The organism is Pararhizobium sp. IMCC21322, from assembly GCF_030758295.1.
Classification (GTDB): domain Bacteria; phylum Pseudomonadota; class Alphaproteobacteria; order Rhizobiales.
On record NZ_CP132335.1, the window covers coordinates 1,554,463 to 1,573,590 of the forward strand.

Sequence of the window (19,128 nt, forward strand, 5' to 3'; positions counted from 1 at the left end):
CCTTTAACGGGATTCCCAATTGTTTTGTTATGTGATTCAATCCCCTTTTTTGGAGGATTGCAAATGTCTGATTTGTTTTGGTTTTCCGATGCACAATGGGCTCGTATTGAACCACTATTGCCAAGCAACACACGTGGCTTGAAACGTGTTGATGATCGCCGTGTTTTGAGTGGCATTGTCCATGTCATCCGCTCCGGCGGTCGGTGGGTGGACGCTCCTGCTGATTACGGTCCCAGGAAAACCCTGTATAATCGGTTCCAACGCTGGGCAGAACGCGGCATATGGGAAGATATTTTCTCCGCACTTGCGGGGCGTGAAGATGTTCCGGACAGGCTCATGATCGATAGTACAATCGTCAAGGCGCACCGCTCTTCAAGTGGTGCAAAAGGGGGGCCTTGGCTCATGGTATCGGCTTATCAAAAGGCGGAAGAACGACCAAAATCCACTGCGTGACCGATGGACGTGGAAGGCCGTGTGTTCTGGCGATAACTCCAGGAAACACCAGTGATCACAAGGCAGCGCATCAATGTCTGGCAGCCATGCCACCTGCAACACATCTTATCGCTGACAAGGGCTATGACAGCACGGCATTTCGTGATTGGCTGACGTCCCGTGGCACTATTCCAGTCATTCCGCCACGCTCAAATCGCAAAATCCAATATCACTACGACAGGAAACTCTACCGTGAGCGAAACATCATCGAACGCACCTTCAATCGCTTCAAGGATTTCCGACGAATAGCAACCCGCTATGACCGAAAACTCAAAACCTATATGGCTGCACTGTGCCTCATCGCATCCGTGGTATGGTGGCTGTAAAGAGTCCGGACCCTAGGCTGAGCGTTTCCCGCGCATCCCATAGCGCGGGAATTTTTTCCAAAAAATCGGCGGGGACCTTATCGACGGCCAAACCAAGGAAATCCTTTAATTGGCTGGTGGCAATAATGATGCCAATTCCAATGGTGAAACCGTTCACCACGGCCTCTGGAACAAAGGCAATCAGGTTCCCTGCGCGAAAATAGCCCCCAATGAGCAAGATGATGCCTGCCATAAAGGTTGCCAGAACAAGGCCATCATAGCCATGTTGGGCAATGACCCCGAACACAACGACGATGAACGCCCCAGTCGGGCCACCAATCTGAACGCGACTGCCGCCAAAGAGCGAGATCAAAAAACCGCCGACAATAGCGGTCACAATCCCCTTGGCTGGGTCAGCACCAGAAGCAATGGCAATGGCGAGACTTAAAGGTAGGGCAACCATGGCAACTGTTGCCCCTGCCAGTAGGTCACTTACAAAAAGCTGCCAGCTATAAGTCTGAATTGTTGTGAGAATCTTTGGTTGACGCATTTCGAGAGCCCATTGTTAAATTTGAGAGATTCTACCTCTCGCTTCATGCAGCTTTGAGCGGTGAAATCGTCGGCAGAGCTGTCGGCGGTCGCCGTCGCGACTTGGCTGATATTTAGTGCGGCCTTCCAGACAGAGACGTTGGGTTTTTAAGTCGAACCCCACGCCCGCCTGGGTCGCTGCGTGCGTAATCCCCGATGAGTTCTATACCCGCTTTGTCGAGGGCTGCCGCCACCTTGGTAAGGGTGTCGATGATGCCACGGACATTACCATCGCTCGCTTCCATCCGTTGTATCGTTGGCAATGAAACGCCTGCCATAGCGGCGAGAGTTTTTTGATCTATTCCAAGAAGTGCTCGAGCGGCACGCAACTGTGAAGCAGTGATCATGGTTTCGCTCTCTTTTGTTAGCACCTAATATAAATGTATAAGCCAAATATAATGATGTTTCAAACATGAATAATGGCATATTATTCATTATATGGAGGAGCCTCACTTCCGTACGCAAAGACCGTTCATCAAAGGTATTCAGTGCCAGCAAAGAAGCCCGCATAGCGGTCTTTGCCGCATAATTGAATATATGGAACATCCGTCTGTTAGCGGCAGGTGGGCTTGGTCGCTTTGTCCGCACAGCGGACCCACGCGGTTTGTAGCGCCTCCTTCCATTTTAGGTATTTTAGGACCCTCAATTTTTGCTCACATCGGCGTGCCGAGGAGCAGCTTCGGTTGGTAGAAAATTCTTGATAGGTCAGGCAGGTGAGGACGGTCATTCGGCCGACAGGTTGGAAGGATGCTTGTCCTATAACTCGGAAAGGCCCCGCCAAAGCGGGGCCTTTCGTTTTAGCTCAGTTCAGAACTTTTGAAGTTCAGTCGTGTCCGGCATGCCCGCCGGAGATTTCATCCGTTTGCTCATCGGACAATTCTTCCGGAAGTACCAGGTTGAGAACAATCGCAATAACCGCCGCAGGCAGCAGGCCTGTGGTGGCCAGAAGCCTGATCGTGTCGGGCAGATGCTGCAGGGCACCTGGCTCCAATTGCAGACCAAGACCTATGGACAGGGCCACAGCAAAGATGACCATGTTGCGTCGGTTCCAGTTCACATCAGACAGCATGGACACACCAGCTGCCACAACCATTCCGAACATTACAATGACGCCGCCACCCAGAACTTCAATGGGGATGGTGGAAATCGCAGCACCCACTTTCGGCACCAGACCGGCTGCAATCAGGAATAGCGCACCAATGGTCACCACGTGACGGCTCATGACGCCGGTCATTGCAATCAAGCCGACATTCTGGCTGAAAGAGGTGTTCGGCAGGCCGCCAAAGATGCCAGCCAAGGCTGACCCGATACCATCGGCGTAAGTCGCGCCGGTGATTTCCTTGTCGGTTGCTTCACGGCCTGCACCACCTTTTGTGATACCAGACACGTCACCAACGGTTTCCACCGCCGACACGAAAGCCATCAGGCAGAAGCCGATAATCGCTGCAATGCTGAACTCAAAACCATAACGAAGCGGATCGGGAACAGCGAAATCTGCTGCACGACCCACATTGTCAAAACTCACCATGCCAAGTGCATATGCAACAACATAGCCCGCGATCAATCCCAGAAGCACTGCTGATACTGAGAGCATGCCTTTTGTGAAGAACTTCAGACCCAATGTGACCACAATGACCACCAGAGCCACAGACCAGTTCAACAGGCTGCCATATTCCGGTGTGCCGATGGCTGGAACGCCGCCCGCAGCATATTGAATGCCCACTTTTACCAGTGCCAGACCGATCATTGTCACGATCAGGCCGGTGACCAGCGGAGGCAGGGCAAAGCGGATGCGACCGATGAATGTGCCGATCAGGGCATGGAACAGACCACCCACAATCACGCCACAGAACAAGGCAGGAAGCGCATCAACGCCCTTGCCGGCCACCAGTGGAATCATGATGGGTACAAATGCAAAACTTGTCCCCTGCACAATCGGCAGCCTTGCGCCAACCGGTCCCAATCCGATTGTTTGCAAAAGGGTGGCGATGCCAGCAAAGAACATCGACATCTGGATCAGATAGATCAGTTCAGGAAAATCCGGCGAATTGGACCCAAATCCAAATCCCGCAGCCCCTGCAATGATGATGGCTGGTGTTACGTTTGACACAAACATGGCCAGAACATGCTGAATGCCCAATGGCACTGCTTTGTGCAGTGGGGGTGTGTAGTTCGGATCGCGGAGTTGCTCCGGGGTTCCGATAGATGTGTCTGCTGTCATGATTGCCTCCTATGACGAGCAATAAAACCCAATTGGGTCAGTTCAACATTGGTCAGTTGTCCGCAATTACATACGGGGTTTCAAACCAGTGCTCTTCCAGATTTTTGCCATCGCCAATGCGATCAACAACGGCAAACAAGCCCGGCTCGGACAATGGTGTCAGTACGCCATGCCAGGTATTTCGGTGGTAATTCACACCCTGTCCGGGTGTGGTGATGAACGCTAGTGGTGTACCGGGTTTCCCGTCTGTATCCGGCGCTACTATGGTCAGGAATGGGTGGGCGGTCATGGGAATGAAGGCCTGACTGCCCAGTGGATGACGTTCCATCATATCAAGTCTGTAGGGCAGGCTGCGCGCTTCAGAGTTGAAAAAACTGATGCCGGCTGTCGCGTCGCTGCCGACAATATCGATCCTCGCAAGATCATGAAAGCGGCTGCACAGGCCCTGATTGATGATCATGTCAGGCTTATCGCCAATCTCCAGAACATCACCAAATGGAGCAAATGCATCCTGGCTCAGTGATTGGGTCTGAAGGGTAAGGCTCATCCCTAACGCCTCCCGGTGCCTGAAGCGCCGACTGTCAGCTTCATATGGCGGTTGACGTCCTTGTAAAGCAGATAGCGGAATTGGCCCGGGCCGCCCGCATAACAGGCCTGCGGGCAAAAGGCGCGCAACCACATATAATCGCCAGCCTCGACTTCCACCCAATCCTGATTAAGCCGATAGACCGCTTTGCCTTGCAGCACATAAAGCCCGTGCTCCATGACATGGGTTTCCGCAAATGGAATGACCGCACCGGGTTCAAGGGTCACAATATTTACATGCATGTCATGGCGGATATCGTCAGGTTCGACAAAGCGGGTTGTCGCCCATGTGCCATTTGTTTTGGCCATGGGAATGGGTGCCACATCCTGCTCGCGGGTCACGAACGGCGGAGGCCCATCAATGCCTTCAACAAATTCATAGGCTTTGCGAACCCAGTGGAACCGCACTGCATCCGTACCAGAATTCAGAACGGTCCAGGCTGTTCCCGGTGGCAGGAACGCATAACCGCCCGGTGCCAATTCATGCGTTTCGCCCTCTATGGTCAGCGTCAACGCGCCTTCAACGACAAATAAAACACCCTCAGCATCGGAGTCGAGCTCAGGTTTCTGACTGCCACCGCCGGGTTGAACTTCCATAATGTATTGGGAGAAGGTTTCCGCAAATCCTGACAAGGGCCGTGACAGAACCCATAGCCGGGTTTTCTCCCAGAACGGAAGAAAGCTGGTAACGATATCCTGCTGAACGCCTTTCGGAATCACCGCATAGGCATCGGTAAACACTGCCCTGTCTGTCAGCAACTGGGTCTGCTCGGGCAGGCCGCCATGGGGCGCGTAATAGGTGGGGTTAGTCAAAATCGTTCCATCCCGTTGTCATGGCAGCATATCGCTCAGGCGCAGAAGCGCTATGCGCTCAACTTGTCGGCAGGCCTCAGAGAATTCCGTTTCGCGGTCATGATTGATGCGGGTCTGGAAGGCTGACAGGATCGCGTCCTTGGTCAGCCCCTTCACCGCAATGATGAACGGAAAGCCGAATTTGTCCGTATAGTCTGTATTCAGCTTCTGAAATTCGGCGCGCTCGGCATCGGTCAATGCATCCAAGCCGGCAGATGCCTGTTCGGATGTGGATTCAGCTGTCAGCCGTTTTGCCGCTGCCAGCTTTCCGGCAAGATCCGGGTGCGCTGTCAGAACAGCCAGCCGCTCGTCGTCACTGGCAGAACGGAATTTACGTGCAAGCCCGTAGGACAAGCCAAGCGCTGTATCGTGCGCGGGTCCCAACTCATCATCGAAAGCACGTTCGGCAATCCAGGGCGAATGCTCGTAAACGCCGCCAAAACTGTCAACGAAAACACGTTTTTCCATCTGTGAAGGGGCGGATGTTCTTGCGGGCGCAGGATGGGTTTTCTGCCAATGCCGCGCAATATCGATGCGCCGGGCAAACCATACTTTCTCATGGGACTTTGCATATTCCATGAATCGGCGCAGGGCCATGACACGGCCCGGTCGGCCAATCAGTCGGCAATGCAGTCCGATATTCATCATTTTCGCCTGACCAGCCGCACCTTCTGCATAAAGCGCATCAAAGCTGTCTTTCAGATAGGTGAAAAACTGGTCGCCGGAATTGAAGCCCTGAGGTGTCGCAAAGCGCATATCATTGGCATCAAGCGTGTAAGGAACGATCAACTGGTCGCGGTCCTCGCTCTGGTGCCAATACGGCAGATCATCAGCATAGCTGTCCGAAAGGTAGTCAAAGCCACCTTCTTCTGTCGCCAGATCAATAGAGTTCATCGAGCAGCGCCCAATATACAGGCCTTGGGGGCGCTTGCCTGTCACGTCCTTATGCAAGCGAATGGCTTCCATCAGATCAGCACGCTCATCCTCAGGCGTATAGTCCTTGTATTCGATCCATTTGAGGCCGTGACTGGCAATTTCCCAATCCGCCGCTTGCATGGCCGCTACCTGAGCCGGAGACCGGGCGAGGGCCGTTGCCACACCATAAACAGTGACTGGAATATCCAATTCAGTGAACAGACGATGGAGCCGCCAGAATCCGGCGCGGGCGCCGTATTCGTAAATGCTTTCCATATTCCAGTGCCGCTGACCCTGCCATGCTGCAGCACCGACAATTTCCGACAAGAAGGCTTCGGACGCCGCATCGCCGTGGAGAATGTTATTCTCCCCGCCTTCTTCGTAATTAATGACAAATTGAACGGCGATGTTTGCGCCACCAGGCCATTTCGGATCTGGTGTTCTGGAACCATAGCCTTGCATATCACGCGGATAGCGACTCACATTGATTCCCCCAGAACACGACCAGTCGTTATTTAACAATATAGCAAAACAATGAGGTTGATTTTCAAAAAAACCAATTAAGAGTTTCGCGCTTATAGGGGCAGTTTTTGAAGCCGAAGGAGCGAGCAGGTGGCGAGCATAGTCCTCAAACCAGCTTCCGCTTGTCCAACTCCATACGACATTTTGCAATCATGAAATCAATGAACAGGCGGATTTTTGGGTCCTGAAAAGTTCTGTGAGGATAGAGGCATGCCAATTGCACAGGTACCGGCGGTGTGGCCTTGGCAACTTCAACCAATGCACCGGATTTCAGATGTTCGACCACTTCAAAGACCGGCTTGTTGACAATGCCACGTCCTTCCAGTGCCCATTGGGTAAGCACATCACCATCATCGGATTCAAACGGGCCTGCCACTTCGAAACCGTTCGGTCCGTCCCCGGTCTGCAGCAGCCAGCGAAATTCCGGCGAGCCGGGAAAGCGCAATTGCAGACAATCATGCTGCCGATTTGCCAATTCACTGCCATGGGCAGGATGACCCCGCACTTTGATATAGTCCGGAGAAGCGCAAAGCACCCGGTCACAGTCGGCAATCATCCGGGCTTTGAGGTTTGAATCCTTCAGATGGCCCAGAACAAAAGCAACATCCAGTCCTTCCTCGGCCATGTTGATTTTTCGGTCTGACAGGCGCAGCCGCACATCAATTTCCGGGTAATGGTCCTTGAAGGGCGGTACGTGTGGCGCGATGAATTGCCGCCCGACGCCAAGTGGAGCTGCCACAAAAATGGACCCACGCGGATTTCGTGTGATTTCCATCACCGCCGCTTCTGCGTCCTCAATGGTTTCCAGAACTTTAGTGGCACCGCTGTAAAACACCTTGCCATGCTCGGTTGGTTGCAGGCGGCGCGTCGTGCGGTTAAACAACCGCACACCAAGGTGTTTTTCCAGTTCCGCTATTCGGCTTGAGGCAACTGCGGCAGACACACGCAGATCCCGTGCAGCGGCCGACATATTTCCCAGTTCAAAAACCCGCACAAACATGCGTACATTGACAACATAGCTCATGCCCTGAAACTACGATCTTTTGGAAAAATTTGAAAGTCTTGGAGAATTTGAGCGCTATTCAAAATAATATGAACCATCCATAGTGTACTCAAAGAGCAGCCGACAGGAGACAGGGCATGTATGATCTGGCAATTTTCACCGAGTGGCTGCACTTCGCAGTGCGTTGGGTGCATGTCATCACGGCAATCGCCTGGATTGGATCTTCTTTCTATTTCATAGCGCTGGATTTGGGCTTGACCAAAGCGCCCAATATGCCAGACGGCGTTTCAGGGGAAGAGTGGCAGGTTCACGGTGGCGGCTTCTATCATTTGCGTAAATATCTGGTTGCACCTGCTGAAATGCCAGAGCATCTGACCTGGTTCAAATGGGAAAGCTACATGACGTGGGTTTCCGGTTTTGCCCTGCTATGGCTGGTTTATTATCTGGGCGCGGATTTGTATCTGATCGATCCTGCTGTCGCCGATATCTCCGTCATGACAGCCATTGCTATTTCTCTTGCCTCTATCGTGTTCGGCTGGCTGGCTTATGACCAGCTTTGCAAAAGCCGCCTGGGGCAGAACAGCACTTTCTTGATGGTCTTGCTGTTTGGCGTTCTGGTGGCCATGTCCTGGGGGTTCACACAGGTGTTTTCCGGGCGCGCAGCGCTGTTGCATCTGGGCGTTTTCACCGCAACCATCATGTCCGCCAATGTGGCCTTCATCATAATCCCCAATCAGAAAGTCGTGGTGGCTGATCTGAAGGCCGGGCGCAAGCCGGACCCGAAATACGGCATCATCGCCAAGCAGCGCTCAACCCATAACAACTATCTGACCCTGCCAGTGATCTTCTTCATGCTGTCCAACCACTATCCGCTGGCCTTTGCGACGGAATACAACTGGATTATCGCCAGTCTGGTGTTTCTGATGGGCGTAACCATTCGCCATTACTTCAACTGTCGTCATGCCCGGACCGGCGATCCCACATGGACATGGCTTGCAACCGCCCTGATTTTTTCGGTTATCATGCTGTTGTCTCTGGCACCGCTCTATCAGGCGGATAAGGCAGAGGATGCAGCGGCGGCGGTGATTACGCCCACTCAGCAGAAATATGTTGATGCCGCGTCTTTTGAAGAGGTCAGCAGCATTGTTTCAACCCGCTGTTCCATGTGCCACGCAAACGAACCTGTTTGGGAGGGCATTTTGTGGCCACCAAAGGGCGTGCGTCTGGAAACGCCGCAGCAGGTTGCCCAACATGCCAGATCTATTTTTCTGCAAGCGGGTGTAACCCATGCCATGCCGCCAGCCAATGTCAGCTGGATGGAAGAAGACGAGCGCCGAATTATCGTCAACTGGTTCCGCGCTGCACAAAGCGGTTCCTGATCAGGCGTTGCCATAGATTTTATTGTGTTCCGCTGCCCAAACGCCCATATCCTTTCAAAAAGGAAGGTTCATTATGCAGCGCGACCAGGTGACTTTAGCAACCCAAACCATCCACCGTGAGGATGAGCCACGGCATTTCATGCGTCTGAAGCCGGTGCCACGGCGCATTCGCATTCTCAAAGACAGTCAGGTTTTGGCAGACACAGAAGCGGCACTTCGACTGACAGAAGTGGGCAGGGATATTTATGATCCTGTCTTCTACATTCCCGAGGCCGATGTGCAGGTGGATCTGGTTCCCATTATTGGAAAAAGCACCCATTGCCCATTGAAAGGCGATGCCAGTTATTTCGCCCATACAGGTGATGAGCCGATTGCCTGGACCTATGACAGGCCCCTTGCTGCAACCGAAGCCCTGAAGGGGCTGATTGCATTTTATCCTGATCAGGTCGTGGTAGAGGAAATAGGCCAGAAAGCTTAGGTTAAACGTCAGGGGAGGCTTGAACACTATGCGTTCATTTGATGCCTTATTTGAAATTGCGGCAGATCGAAAGGGCGGGGTGGACGCGCTGAGCAAACTCTTGCAGCCGCCCGCCAATGTGGAAGACATCAAGCAGATCAGCGATGATCGCTGGCTCTCCGGCATGTCCAAATCCGTTTTTCAGGCGGGCTTCAACTGGAAAGTTGTCGACAAGATGTGGCCCGGTTTTGAAGCTGCGTTTCATGGTTTTGATCTGGGGCGCTGCGCCATGCTGACCGATGAAGATTTGGCGGATCTGGTCTCCGACAAACGGATTGTCCGCCACGGAACCAAAATCCGTTCAGTTCAGGCAAACGCCGTTTTTCTGATTGATCTGGCCAACGAACATGGCAGCGCCGCCAAGGCATTTGCGGATTGGCCTTCAAATGATTTCGTCGGCCTGTTGGCACTTTTGAAAAAACGCGGATCAAGATTGGGCGGTATGACCGGGCAATATTGTTTGCGTTTTATGGGGTGCGACAGCTTTATTCTGTCTCGCGACGTGACGGCACGCCTGATTGCAGAAGGCGTTGTCGACAAGACACCAGGCTCACAAAAATCCATGCGTGCCGTTCAGGATGCTTTCAATGTCTGGACTTCCCAATCCGGCAGATCACTAAAGGAAGTCAGCCGTGTTCTGGCGATGAGCATTGGTTGATGCTCTAGATTTTGTCAGGGTGTAATCCGCAAGTACAATCCAGATCACGCAACAGACCATCAGTCAGGCCGTAAACCCAGCCATGGATTTCAATGTCTTTTCCATCACGCCAGGCCGATTGTATGGTTGGCGTGCGCGACAGGGTTTCCACCTGTGTCTCAATCGATAATTCACAAAGCCTGTTGAAACGCTCTTCCTCATTGGTGATGGATGAGAGTTCCTCATGCGCCTTTGTCGCGACATCGCGGACCGGCTGGAGCCAATGATCGATCAGACCGTGCCGCTGCCCATCAATGGCAGCCCTGACGCCACCACAGCCATAGTGTCCGCAAACGATGATGCGCTTCACCTCAAGGCTCTCAACGGCATATTCCAGCACTGAAAGGAGATTCATATCGCCGCGGTGGACCAGATTGGCAACGTTGCGATGAACGAACACTTCGCCGGGCTCCAGACCCGTAATCACATTGGCAGGCACGCGACTGTCGGAGCATCCGATCCACAGAAAGTCCGGGCGTTGAAGCGATGACAGGCGACTGAAATATTCTGGGTCCTCTTTGGATCGCTCCGTGGCCCAGCGCAGATTATGGTCAAGCAGATCGTCAAGCATTGGGCATTCCCTGAAATGAATCGTCTCGGCTGTTTGACACCATAGACGAGGCATGATCACCAAGACTATCCATAGGCGATAATTTAATCAGGCCTGCCAACAGCGCAAATTGCGGCGTGCGGCAATGCGGAGCCGGTCCAAAGAGAATACTTATTGCTTTCAAGTGTTTGCGTTTCTGCAATCAGATCGCCAGATATTCCTGACGCAATTCTTCATTATCCAGAACATCCTGGGCAGTGCCGTCAAACACGATATTACCCATATCCAGAATAATCGCGCGGTCTGCCAGATGCAGAGCGGCAATGGCATTTTGCTCCACAATAATTGTGGTCATGCCCAGGGATTTGATCTCCTCCAGCGTGCGCTCAATTTCCTGAACAATCACCGGAGCCAGGCCTTCATAAGGCTCATCCAGAAGCAACAGTTTGATATCGCGCGCAAGAATGCGGGCAAGCGCGAGCATCTGTTGCTCGCCGCCAGAAAGCGTTGTTCCTTCTTGATTGCGACGCTCGGCAAGACGCGGGAACAAATCGTAGATACGTTCCAGTGACCAGCCCTGAGGCGGTGCAATCTGGGACAGTTTCAGATTTTCTTCAACGGTCAGACCTTGAATGATCCGTCGGTCTTCTGGCACGAGGCCGATACCATTTTGAGCCGCCTGGTATGATTTCATTTCATGAAGCGGCTGGCGATCAAGCCAGATCTCTCCGTGTTTCAGGGCCGGGTCGTCCATGCGTGCAATGGCGCGCAAGGTGGATGTTTTGCCAGCACCATTGCGGCCCAAAAGCGCGACAATTTCGCCTTCGCGCACATTGAAGCTGACGCCTTGCACGATGTAGCTCTCACCATAATAGGCGTGAATGTCCCAAACCGAGAAATAGGCTGGTTGACCACCGACTGCCTTGCTGGGGGCAACGCCAGGTGTTGGGCCGGAGCCTTGGACTAACGTGTCGTTCATAATTGTGCTCCTCCCAGATAGGCTTCCTGAACCTTTGGGTTGCCTTTGATGTCTTGTGGCAGGCCCTCGGCAATGATCGAGCCTTGTGCCAGCACAGAAATTTTTTCAGCAAGCGAAAACACCACATGCATGTCATGCTCGATGACGACCATTGTAATGTCGCGTTTTTCCTTGATTTCTTTCAGCAGATCGATGGTGTTGTTGGTATCGGCGCGTGCCATGCCAGCGGTTGGTTCATCAAGCAGCAGCAGCTTTGGCTCTTGCACCAGGCACATCGCCATTTCCAGCCGACGCTTGTCGCCGCGTGACAGAGCGCCTGCGTGCATGTCTTTCTTCGTGTGCATGTTCAAGTCGCGCAAGATGCTTTCCGCTTTGTCCATAAGGTCATGTTCGTGGGACACGGATTCGTAGGCATGCATGCGGAACGGGCCGTCGCGTTTGGCAAAACAGGGGATCACCACATTTTCAAGAACCGTCAAATCGGCAAAGATCTCCGGCGTCTGAAAGACCCTCGAAATACCCATCTGGTTGATCTGGTGTGGGGCAAGACCAAGCACTGGTTTTCCATCAAACATCACCGAGCCAGTATCCGGATCAAGCTTCCCGATAAGGCAATTCAGCAAGGTGGATTTACCAGCTCCATTAGGTCCGATGATAGCGTGGATGGTATTTTCCACGATATCAAGATTGACATCACCAAGTGCCTGTAATCCACCAAAGCGCTTGTTGACACCGCTGACTTCCAAAATACCCATAGCGCTTGTCCTTACTCTGCTGGTTCGGCTTTTGCGGATGCCGGGGGCATGCCGCTTGATTTATCCTTGCGGCGGAGTAGCCGTGCAATGCGTTGGGCTCCTTCAACCAGGCCACCTGGCAGGAAGATGACCACCAGCATGAACACAATGCCAAGGGTCAAATGCCAGCCCTTACCGATGAAAGGATAGGTGAGGTTCACAACCAAATCTTCCAATCCATCAGGTAGGAAAGAAAACCAGGAATGCAGAATTTCCGTGTTGATCTTGGAAATGATGTTTTCCATGTATTTGATCGCACCAGCACCTAATACGGGTCCAATCAGCGTTCCAACGCCACCCAAGATAGTCATCAGGACCACCTCACCCGAGGCTGTCCAGAACATGCGTTCAGGCCCCACCTGGGTATCCATGGCCACCATCAGACCGCCAGCCAGACCTGCATACATGCCTGAAATGACAAAGGCCGCCAATGTGTAGGGCTTGGGGTTGAGTCCGGTGTATTTCATGCGATTCTGGTTGGATTTGACGGCACGCAGCATCATGCCGAAAGGCGAGCGGAAGATGCGGATGGCTAGATAGAAACTCAACAGCATCACCACGGCCGCTACATAATAGCCAGCGTTGAAGGTGAAGAGCCAATTTCCGATTTCCAGCTCATAGCTTGAGCGCATCGACAGACCAAACAGATTGGCAGTGGGTGTAGCGCCATCCACCAATGCACCATCCAGCAGACGCGGATCATTCACTTTTGGCTGTAGACCGGTCTCTCCACCAGTGATGGGGGTCAGCACGGAATAGGCGAGCTGATAGGACATCATTGCAAAGGCCAGAGTCAGAATGGAAAAATAGATGCCTGATCTGCGCAGCGAAATATAGCCGACGACGACACTGAACAGACCGGCGACCACGACTGCCACGAGGATCGCCGGGATCACATTCATGGTCAGCAGTTTCATCATCCAGATTGCAGCATAGGATCCCACGCCGAGGAATGCCGCATGGCCGAAGCTCAGATAGCCAGTCAGACCAAACAGAATATTGAAGCCAATGGCAAAAATACCAAAGATCACAAATCGCTGCATGAGATCAGGATAACCAGCATTGAACTGGGCCAGCGCCGAACCTTCCGGAAAGGGGTTCAGCACGAATGGCGCCAGCATGGTCAGCATGGTGACAATCACTAGAAGCAAAAAATCTTTTTTGTTCAATCCAAGCATGGCCTAATCCTCCATCACGCCTTTGCGGCCCATAAGACCACGCGGGCGTGTGAGCAAAATAATGATCGCCACCAGATAGATGATGACCTGATTGATGCCGGGAACGAGCGCCACGACTTCTTGAAGAGAGGCAAGACTTTCCAGAATGCCGAGCAAAAACCCGGCCAGTACAGCGCCTGGCAGCGAGCCCATACCTCCCACAACAACGACCACGAAGGAGAGCACAAGGAAATCCATGCCCATATGGTAGTTGGGCGATACAATGGGCGCGTACATCACTCCCGCCAGACCAGCCACAGCGGCTGCGATGCCGAACATAAGCGTGAAGCGCTTGTCGATATCGATCCCAAGCAGGCCAACGGTTTCCCTGTCGGCCATGCCAGCGCGCACCACCATGCCAAAGGTCGTGAATTGCAGGAAGGCAAACACGGCTGCCACAATCACCATGGCAAAGCCAAAGTAGATCAGGCGCCAGTATGGATAGAGGATTTCGCCTGTACCAAACCCGATCACGGCACCAATGTCGAACACGCCTTCAAATGCATCCGGCATGGGGGTCTGGATTGGATTGGCACCGTAGAAATATTTGACGATTTCCTGCAACACGATGGCAAGACCAAATGTTACCAGAATCTGGTCTGCATGGGCACGTTTGTAGAAATGGCGAATCAGGCCACGTTCCATGATCACCCCAATGACGATCATGACGGGTATGGCGAATAAGATGGAAAGCGGCACGGCCCAATCAATAATGACGGACCCCGTGGCCTCTCCGAAAAAATCATAAATGTAAGGCACATCCACCTTTGCCGGATTGCCCAGAAAGTCAGTACGTGTCTCATCAACCACTTCGTGACTGAATGTCAGGATACGGCTGAGTGTCACGGCACAAAATGCACCGATCATGAACAAGGCGCCATGCGCAAAGTTCACCACGCCAAGGGTGCCGAAGATCAGCGTCAGACCGAGAGCAATCAAAGCATAGGCGGACCCTTTGTCGAGCCCGTTCACCATCTGCTGAATATAGACTTCCATTTTGATCCCACCCCTTTGAAACCGAGCCGTTTACGATAAGGCCGGCCGCACTAACATTGCGCGACCGGCCATTTGAATCAACTCAGGCTTATGCGCCCGGGTTACAAGTTCCAAGTGTCGCTTCTGCGCCGCCCATCTGTGGGTGGTCAGGGGAATACATGACCTGGCTGACCGGCGTGACTTCCACAACTTCCAGAAGATCGAACTCATTTTCCGGGTTTTCTTTACCGCGCACAACAAGAACGTCCTTGAAGCACTGGTGATCTTCCGCACGATAGAGTGTCGGTCCATTACCAAGACCATCAAACTCAAAGCCTTCCAGAGCTTCGCCAACCGCACATGGGTTGAAGGAACCTGCACGGTTCACTGCATCAGCATAAAGAAGGGTCTGCACGTAGCAGGTATGAGCTGCCTGGCTGGGCGGGAAACCGTATTTGGTGCCGAAGGATTTCACGAAAGCCTTGGAGGCATCATCCTGCAACGACCAGTGCCAGTTGGTGGATCCGTAAATACCGGCAACGTTGGAACCGGCACCTCGGGCCATCAGGCGCGAATAGAGCGGCACAACGATTTCGAAGTTCTTGCCGTTGGCTTGCGCTGCACGCAGGCCAAACTGAACAGCATTTGTCAGCGAGTTCACCATGTTGCCGCCGTAGTGGTTCAGAACCAGAACATCGGCGCCAGACTGCAGAACCGGAGCGATATAGGATGAGAAGTCGGTCTGTGTCAGCGGTGTTTTCACAGCGTTGACAGTTTCCCAGCCCATAGCTTCGGTCGATTCGCGAACAGCCTGCTCTGTGGTGTAACCCCAGTTGTAGTCAGCTGTCAGGTGATAGGCCTTGCGGTCTGTTCCGTAAGCTTTTGACAGCACAGGTGCAAGTGCAGCACCGGACATGTAGGAGTTAAAGAAGTGGCGGAAACCGTTTGCTTTGCGGTCTTTGCCGGTTGTGTCGTTTGAGTGGGTCAGACCTGCCATGAAGATAACGCCAGCTTCCTGACACAGAGCCTGCACAGCCACAGCCACACCGGAGGATGAACCGCCAGTGATCATGACGGCACCGTCTTTTTCGATCATCGAGCGAGCCGATGCGCGGGCAGCGTCAGATTTGGTCTGTGTATCCCCGGTTACGTATTCGACTTTTTTGCCGAAAATACCGTTACCTTCGAGCGTCTTGGAGCTGAACGTGGCGAGCATGCCACCATCTCCGCCGCCGTTCAGATGCTCCACCGCAAGCTCATAAGCGCGCAACTCATCGGCACCCTCATCAGCGTATGGGCCAGTCTGTGGCACGTTGAAGCCAAGGGTCACACTGTCGCCCGTTGGCTCATTCGTAAATGCATTTGCGCCACGAATGAAAAACTGTGGCGCTGATAGGCCTACACCCACAGCAGCCGCACCCTTCATCAGGCCACGACGATTCATTTTAAGATCAATCATATTAGCTATCCTCTAACGTTTCCCGGCAACCGCATGAAGCGATTGCGAACCCCTCGCGTGTTTTTTTATTTTTATTCGCGATCCACACAATTTCTAGAATTCCAGAGAAATGCGCAACACGACTTTCGGCTAGTGCCGGTGCCGCCAGACCCGTTATTGTGTCCAATACCCATCAGGAGCTGCCTGGCAAATTGGCAGAAACGGCTTCGCGCAATGCAGAGCTGAAAGCCATGCGCAGTTCAGTGCCAATGTTGATTTTTGACACGCAAATTTTGAAGGAGATTTTGGGGCAAGTTTCGGCTGGAATGCCGTTGCCGCCACGCAAATCGGTGGCAAACGGGTGAATCCTTCTCAGGCCCGCAGTGCTGCAAAATCAATTGCAGCACTCGTTCAGGTTTGAACGCGAAAATCGGCGATGGAAGTAACCTTCTCTTTTGCGCTGATTTCCCGATCAATCCGAGCAGTCTATGTCTGCAGCTTGCCTTAAAACGTCGTTCGGCCACCTGACAGATCGAATGTTGCTGCCGTGGTGAAGCTGTTTTCCTTGCTGACAAGCCATGCCACCATAGCGGCGGCTTCATCAACCTCGAGAAGGCGGCCGCGCGGAATACGCGAGCGCATATATTCGATTTGCTCTGCTGTAATCTGCTCAAGAATACGGGTTTGCGCCGTTGCCGGAGAGATGCAGTTTACCGCAATGTCATATTCGGCCAATTCCTTGCCTAGTGATTTGGTCAGTCCAATCACTGCGGCCTTTGACGCTGAATAGGCTGCAGCATTCGGGTTGCCTTCCTTGCCAGCGACAGAGGCGATGTTGACAATGCGTCCATAATTTCGCGTCTTCATGCCGGGCACAATCGCCCTGTTGACGTAAAAGGTGCCATTGACATTGATGTCCATGACCTTTTTCCACATGTCGATATCGTAGACATCAAGGGGCGCAGCTGGTCCCGCGATTCCTGCCGAATTAACCAGGATCGAGATATCACCATATCCGTCAGTTTCAGAGCGCGCGGCGTCGACTGCGTCCCAATCGGAAACATCGACAAAGATTGTGCTCGCGGCCTCACCGAGTTCCTGTTTTGCACTCGCAAGACGTTCTTCATCCATATCCCACAGAGTAACAGTGGCTCCAGAGGCGACGAAACGCTTGGCCATTGCAAACCCCAGACCCTGAGCGCCACCGGTCACAACGGCGTGCTGATTATTTAAATCAATCTTGTTCATGCTGGGTATTTCTCCTGCGTTTAAAAATCTTGGTTTTCTGTAATGCTGAATCCAAACAGATTTCAACATTTATATATTGGAGACCCGGACACAAGGGCTGGGGAAGCGGGGCTAATTGACCTGGCAGAATGCGATTTTGGCACAGGATCGATTACATCGTGGCGCCGAGGCTCCAAGGTACGAATTCATTATCACCGTAGCCAATCGCTTCTGATTTGGTTTGGCCGCCGGACGCGACGCGAAGAATTTCTGCGAAAATTTCTTCGGCCTTTTCGGTCAAAGTTACACCATCAAGAATGTCTCCGCAGTTGATATCCATGTCTTCATTCATCTGTTTATAAATATAGGAATTGGAAGCCAGTTTGATGGAAGGGGTTGGCTTGCAACCAAAGGCAGACCCGCGTCCGGTGGTGAAGCAAAGAACGTTTGCACCGCCGGCAACTTGTCCGGTAGCTGAGACTGGATCATAACCCGGCGTATCCATGAAGACGAGGCCACGTTCCGTGATAGTTTCGGCATATTCAAACACGGCACGCAAATTTGTGCTGCCACCTTTGGCAGCCGCGCCCAGAGATTTTTCCAGAATGGTCGTCAGCCCGCCCAGCTTATTGCCCGGTGAAGGATTGTTGTTCATCTCCATATCGTGCTTGGCAGTGTAATCCTCCCACCAGCGAATACGTTCAATGAGTTTTTCGCCAACATCGCGCGTCTCGGCCCGCAATGTCAGCAGATGCTCAGCCCCATAGATTTCCGGCGTTTCTGAAAGCACAGCCGTGCCGCCCTGAGCGACAAGGAGATCAACAGCTGCGCCCAGAGCAGGATTGGCGCTAATTCCCGAATACCCGTCAGAACCACCACATTGCAGCGCCAAAAGAAGCTCTGATGCAGGCTGAGGGGTTCTTTGCGCGGCGTTGACGGTCGGCAACATCTCAATAATGGCCTTTACACCGGCTTCCACGGTTTTGCGCGTGCCGCCGACTTCCTGAATAGTCAATGTGCGAAAGAGGGTGCTTTCTTCTATGTTGTAGGTCTTCATCCACCGTGGAATCTGGAACGCTTCACAGCCCAGGCCGACCATCAGCACGCCGCCAACATTCGGGTTTGTAGCAAATCCCCACTGGGTTCGCTTCAGAACGTCGTAGGCCGATCCCTTCACATCAATCCCGCAGCCGGTGCCGTGAACAAGCGAGATCACACCATCAATGTTGGGGAAATCTTTCAGCACACCCGAATTATTGACTTCAGAGGCTATGAAACGGGCTGCACTGGCCGAGCAATTCACAGAAGTCAGGACAGCAATATAGTTGCGTGTGCCGACTTTGCCGTTCGCCCGGCTATATCCCATGAAAGTGGCGCGGTCTGCTTCCGGTACAATCGCAGTAGGCTTGGCTTCAGTGCCGAATACATAATTGCGTTCGAATTCGCGCACATAGACATTGTGCTCATGCACCCAGTCACCAGCGGAAATCGGCTCACGTGCAAAGCCAATGGTCTGGCCGTATTTCGTGATCGCTTCGTCAGCGCAGATATCGCGAATTGCCATTTTATGTCCGCTCGGGATTCGGGCTTTGGCAATCACGTCCCCGGCAGGGTCGCCAGCCTTCAGCGGGTCGATTGCAAGAAGAATGTTGTCGGTATTCGAGAGCTTTATGAAACGAGCCATTAATTCCAAACACTGAAGGTTTTACGATCATGTGGACAATCGTGTGAATGTCAAAATGTATACTAATATAATAGAACGATTATGGTCAAGCATCTGCGCCGACTTCAAGAAAACCTCTGCCTTAAATTATTGGGTAATTGTCAGTCGTTGTGAAAGGCTTCTGCGGCACGTTTCAGAGGTCGCTTTTG

At 52.8% G+C, this 19,128-nt stretch carries 19 protein-coding genes; 4 read left to right on the plus strand and 15 right to left on the minus strand.

Translation table 11 applies throughout. The features are described from left to right. Positions 1–63: 63 nt before the first annotated feature. A protein-coding gene (locus RAL91_RS07520) for an IS5 family transposase (RefSeq protein ID WP_371932440.1) occupies positions 64–818 on the plus strand; the annotation gives its coding sequence in 2 pieces (ribosomal slippage) (positions 64–405 and positions 408–818; 753 coding nt in all). On the opposite strand, the gene RAL91_RS07525 is transcribed toward RAL91_RS07520, so the two are convergent. From RAL91_RS07525 to RAL91_RS07555, 7 genes are all read right to left on the minus strand, one after another. Continuing rightward, positions 790–1,347, minus strand: a complete 558-nt coding sequence (locus RAL91_RS07525) for a SulP family inorganic anion transporter (RefSeq protein ID WP_306261065.1) — start codon at positions 1,345–1,347, stop codon at positions 790–792. The two genes, RAL91_RS07520 and RAL91_RS07525, sit on opposite strands and share 29 nt — an antisense overlap. A 112-nt stretch (positions 1,348–1,459) precedes the next feature. After that, positions 1,460–1,732 carry a helix-turn-helix domain-containing protein gene (locus RAL91_RS07530; protein ID WP_306261067.1) on the minus strand — a complete coding sequence of 91 codons (273 nt, stop codon included), beginning with the start codon at positions 1,730–1,732 and terminating at the stop codon, positions 1,460–1,462. Positions 1,733–2,208: 476 nt separating this feature from the next. Next, positions 2,209–3,606 (minus strand): uracil-xanthine permease family protein, encoded by a 1,398-nt coding sequence (locus tag RAL91_RS07535; protein WP_306261069.1) that lies wholly within the window; start codon positions 3,604–3,606, stop codon positions 2,209–2,211. A gap of 52 nt (positions 3,607–3,658) precedes the next feature. Next, a complete protein-coding gene (locus tag RAL91_RS07540) occupies positions 3,659–4,153 on the minus strand; it encodes an ureidoglycolate lyase (protein ID WP_306261070.1) in 495 nt (164 codons plus the stop codon). Between the two features lie 2 nt (positions 4,154–4,155). Next, positions 4,156–5,004 (minus strand): bifunctional allantoicase/(S)-ureidoglycine aminohydrolase, encoded by an 849-nt coding sequence (locus RAL91_RS07545; protein ID WP_306261072.1) that lies wholly within the window; start codon positions 5,002–5,004, stop codon positions 4,156–4,158. Positions 5,005–5,022: 18 nt separating this feature from the next. Further along, positions 5,023–6,420 carry an allantoinase PuuE gene (puuE, locus tag RAL91_RS07550; RefSeq protein WP_306262844.1) on the minus strand — a complete coding sequence of 466 codons (1,398 nt, stop codon included), beginning with the start codon at positions 6,418–6,420 and terminating at the stop codon, positions 5,023–5,025. Positions 6,421–6,586: 166 nt separating this feature from the next. Further along, positions 6,587–7,504: a LysR family transcriptional regulator gene (locus RAL91_RS07555; RefSeq protein ID WP_306261074.1), complete on the minus strand. Its 918-nt coding sequence runs from the start codon at positions 7,502–7,504 to the stop codon at positions 6,587–6,589. A gap of 116 nt (positions 7,505–7,620) precedes the next feature. Between RAL91_RS07555 and RAL91_RS07560 the strand changes: the two genes are divergently transcribed. The 3 genes from RAL91_RS07560 to RAL91_RS07570 all read left to right on the plus strand — a co-directional run bounded on the left by RAL91_RS07560 (position 7,621) and on the right by RAL91_RS07570 (position 10,037). After that, positions 7,621–8,862, plus strand: a complete 1,242-nt coding sequence (locus RAL91_RS07560; protein ID WP_306261076.1) for a urate hydroxylase PuuD — start codon at positions 7,621–7,623, stop codon at positions 8,860–8,862. 73 nt (positions 8,863–8,935) lie between these two features. Next, a complete protein-coding gene (locus tag RAL91_RS07565) occupies positions 8,936–9,340 on the plus strand; it encodes a DUF427 domain-containing protein (RefSeq protein WP_306261078.1) in 405 nt (134 codons plus the stop codon). 28 nt (positions 9,341–9,368) lie between these two features. After that, positions 9,369–10,037, plus strand: a complete 669-nt coding sequence (locus RAL91_RS07570) for a DNA-3-methyladenine glycosylase I (RefSeq protein ID WP_306261080.1) — start codon at positions 9,369–9,371, stop codon at positions 10,035–10,037. Positions 10,038–10,041: 4 nt separating this feature from the next. Here RAL91_RS07570 and can read toward each other — a convergent pair whose 3' ends face one another. The 8 genes from can to RAL91_RS07610 all read right to left on the minus strand — a co-directional run bounded on the left by can (position 10,042) and on the right by RAL91_RS07610 (position 18,940). Beyond that, complete coding sequence (can, locus tag RAL91_RS07575; protein ID WP_306261082.1) at positions 10,042–10,647, minus strand: carbonate dehydratase; 606 nt, start codon at positions 10,645–10,647, stop codon at positions 10,042–10,044. Between the two features lie 181 nt (positions 10,648–10,828). Continuing rightward, positions 10,829–11,605, minus strand: coding sequence for an ABC transporter ATP-binding protein (locus tag RAL91_RS07580; protein ID WP_306261084.1), 777 nt, complete (start codon positions 11,603–11,605; stop codon positions 10,829–10,831). Continuing rightward, a complete protein-coding gene (locus tag RAL91_RS07585; RefSeq protein ID WP_306261086.1) occupies positions 11,602–12,360 on the minus strand; it encodes an ABC transporter ATP-binding protein in 759 nt (252 codons plus the stop codon). The genes RAL91_RS07580 and RAL91_RS07585 overlap by 4 nt, the downstream gene beginning before the upstream one ends. 11 nt (positions 12,361–12,371) lie before the next feature. Then, on the minus strand, positions 12,372–13,577 hold the full coding sequence (locus RAL91_RS07590; protein ID WP_306261088.1) for a branched-chain amino acid ABC transporter permease: 1,206 nt from the start codon (positions 13,575–13,577) through the stop codon (positions 12,372–12,374). Between the two features lie 3 nt (positions 13,578–13,580). Beyond that, positions 13,581–14,612 carry a branched-chain amino acid ABC transporter permease gene (locus tag RAL91_RS07595; RefSeq protein WP_306261089.1) on the minus strand — a complete coding sequence of 344 codons (1,032 nt, stop codon included), beginning with the start codon at positions 14,610–14,612 and terminating at the stop codon, positions 13,581–13,583. Positions 14,613–14,700: 88 nt separating this feature from the next. Continuing rightward, complete coding sequence (locus tag RAL91_RS07600; RefSeq protein ID WP_306261091.1) at positions 14,701–16,050, minus strand: substrate-binding protein; 1,350 nt, start codon at positions 16,048–16,050, stop codon at positions 14,701–14,703. Positions 16,051–16,533: 483 nt separating this feature from the next. Continuing rightward, the gene (locus RAL91_RS07605) at positions 16,534–17,277 is read right to left on the minus strand and encodes an SDR family NAD(P)-dependent oxidoreductase (RefSeq protein ID WP_306261093.1); all 744 of its coding nucleotides are present in this window, start codon (positions 17,275–17,277) and stop codon (positions 16,534–16,536) included. A gap of 151 nt (positions 17,278–17,428) precedes the next feature. Next, positions 17,429–18,940 (minus strand): UxaA family hydrolase, encoded by a 1,512-nt coding sequence (locus RAL91_RS07610; protein WP_306261095.1) that lies wholly within the window; start codon positions 18,938–18,940, stop codon positions 17,429–17,431. Positions 18,941–19,128 lie beyond the last annotated feature (188 nt).

Excerpts from the sequence above, each read along its gene's own strand:
- RAL91_RS07525 (WP_306261065.1), bottom strand. The coding sequence starts at position 1,347 with ATGCGTCAACCAAAGATTCTCACAACAATTCAGACTTATAGCTGGCAG.
- RAL91_RS07530 (WP_306261067.1), bottom strand. The coding sequence starts at position 1,732 with ATGATCACTGCTTCACAGTTGCGTGCCGCTCGAGCACTTCTTGGAATA.
- RAL91_RS07535 (WP_306261069.1), bottom strand. The coding sequence starts at position 3,606 with ATGACAGCAGACACATCTATCGGAACCCCGGAGCAACTCCGCGATCCG.
- RAL91_RS07540 (WP_306261070.1), bottom strand. The coding sequence starts at position 4,153 with ATGAGCCTTACCCTTCAGACCCAATCACTGAGCCAGGATGCATTTGCT.
- puuE (WP_306262844.1), bottom strand. The coding sequence starts at position 6,420 with ATGCAAGGCTATGGTTCCAGAACACCAGATCCGAAATGGCCTGGTGGC.
- RAL91_RS07555 (WP_306261074.1), bottom strand. The coding sequence starts at position 7,504 with ATGAGCTATGTTGTCAATGTACGCATGTTTGTGCGGGTTTTTGAACTG.
- RAL91_RS07560 (WP_306261076.1), top strand. The coding sequence starts at position 7,621 with ATGTATGATCTGGCAATTTTCACCGAGTGGCTGCACTTCGCAGTGCGT.
- RAL91_RS07565 (WP_306261078.1), top strand. The coding sequence starts at position 8,936 with ATGCAGCGCGACCAGGTGACTTTAGCAACCCAAACCATCCACCGTGAG.
- RAL91_RS07570 (WP_306261080.1), top strand. The coding sequence starts at position 9,369 with ATGCGTTCATTTGATGCCTTATTTGAAATTGCGGCAGATCGAAAGGGC.
- can (WP_306261082.1), bottom strand. The coding sequence starts at position 10,647 with ATGCTTGACGATCTGCTTGACCATAATCTGCGCTGGGCCACGGAGCGA.
- RAL91_RS07580 (WP_306261084.1), bottom strand. The coding sequence starts at position 11,605 with ATGAACGACACGTTAGTCCAAGGCTCCGGCCCAACACCTGGCGTTGCC.
- RAL91_RS07585 (WP_306261086.1), bottom strand. The coding sequence starts at position 12,360 with ATGGGTATTTTGGAAGTCAGCGGTGTCAACAAGCGCTTTGGTGGATTA.
- RAL91_RS07590 (WP_306261088.1), bottom strand. The coding sequence starts at position 13,577 with ATGCTTGGATTGAACAAAAAAGATTTTTTGCTTCTAGTGATTGTCACC.
- RAL91_RS07595 (WP_306261089.1), bottom strand. The coding sequence starts at position 14,612 with ATGGAAGTCTATATTCAGCAGATGGTGAACGGGCTCGACAAAGGGTCC.
- RAL91_RS07600 (WP_306261091.1), bottom strand. The coding sequence starts at position 16,050 with ATGATTGATCTTAAAATGAATCGTCGTGGCCTGATGAAGGGTGCGGCT.
- RAL91_RS07605 (WP_306261093.1), bottom strand. The coding sequence starts at position 17,277 with ATGAACAAGATTGATTTAAATAATCAGCACGCCGTTGTGACCGGTGGC.
- RAL91_RS07610 (WP_306261095.1), bottom strand. The coding sequence starts at position 18,940 with ATGGCTCGTTTCATAAAGCTCTCGAATACCGACAACATTCTTCTTGCA.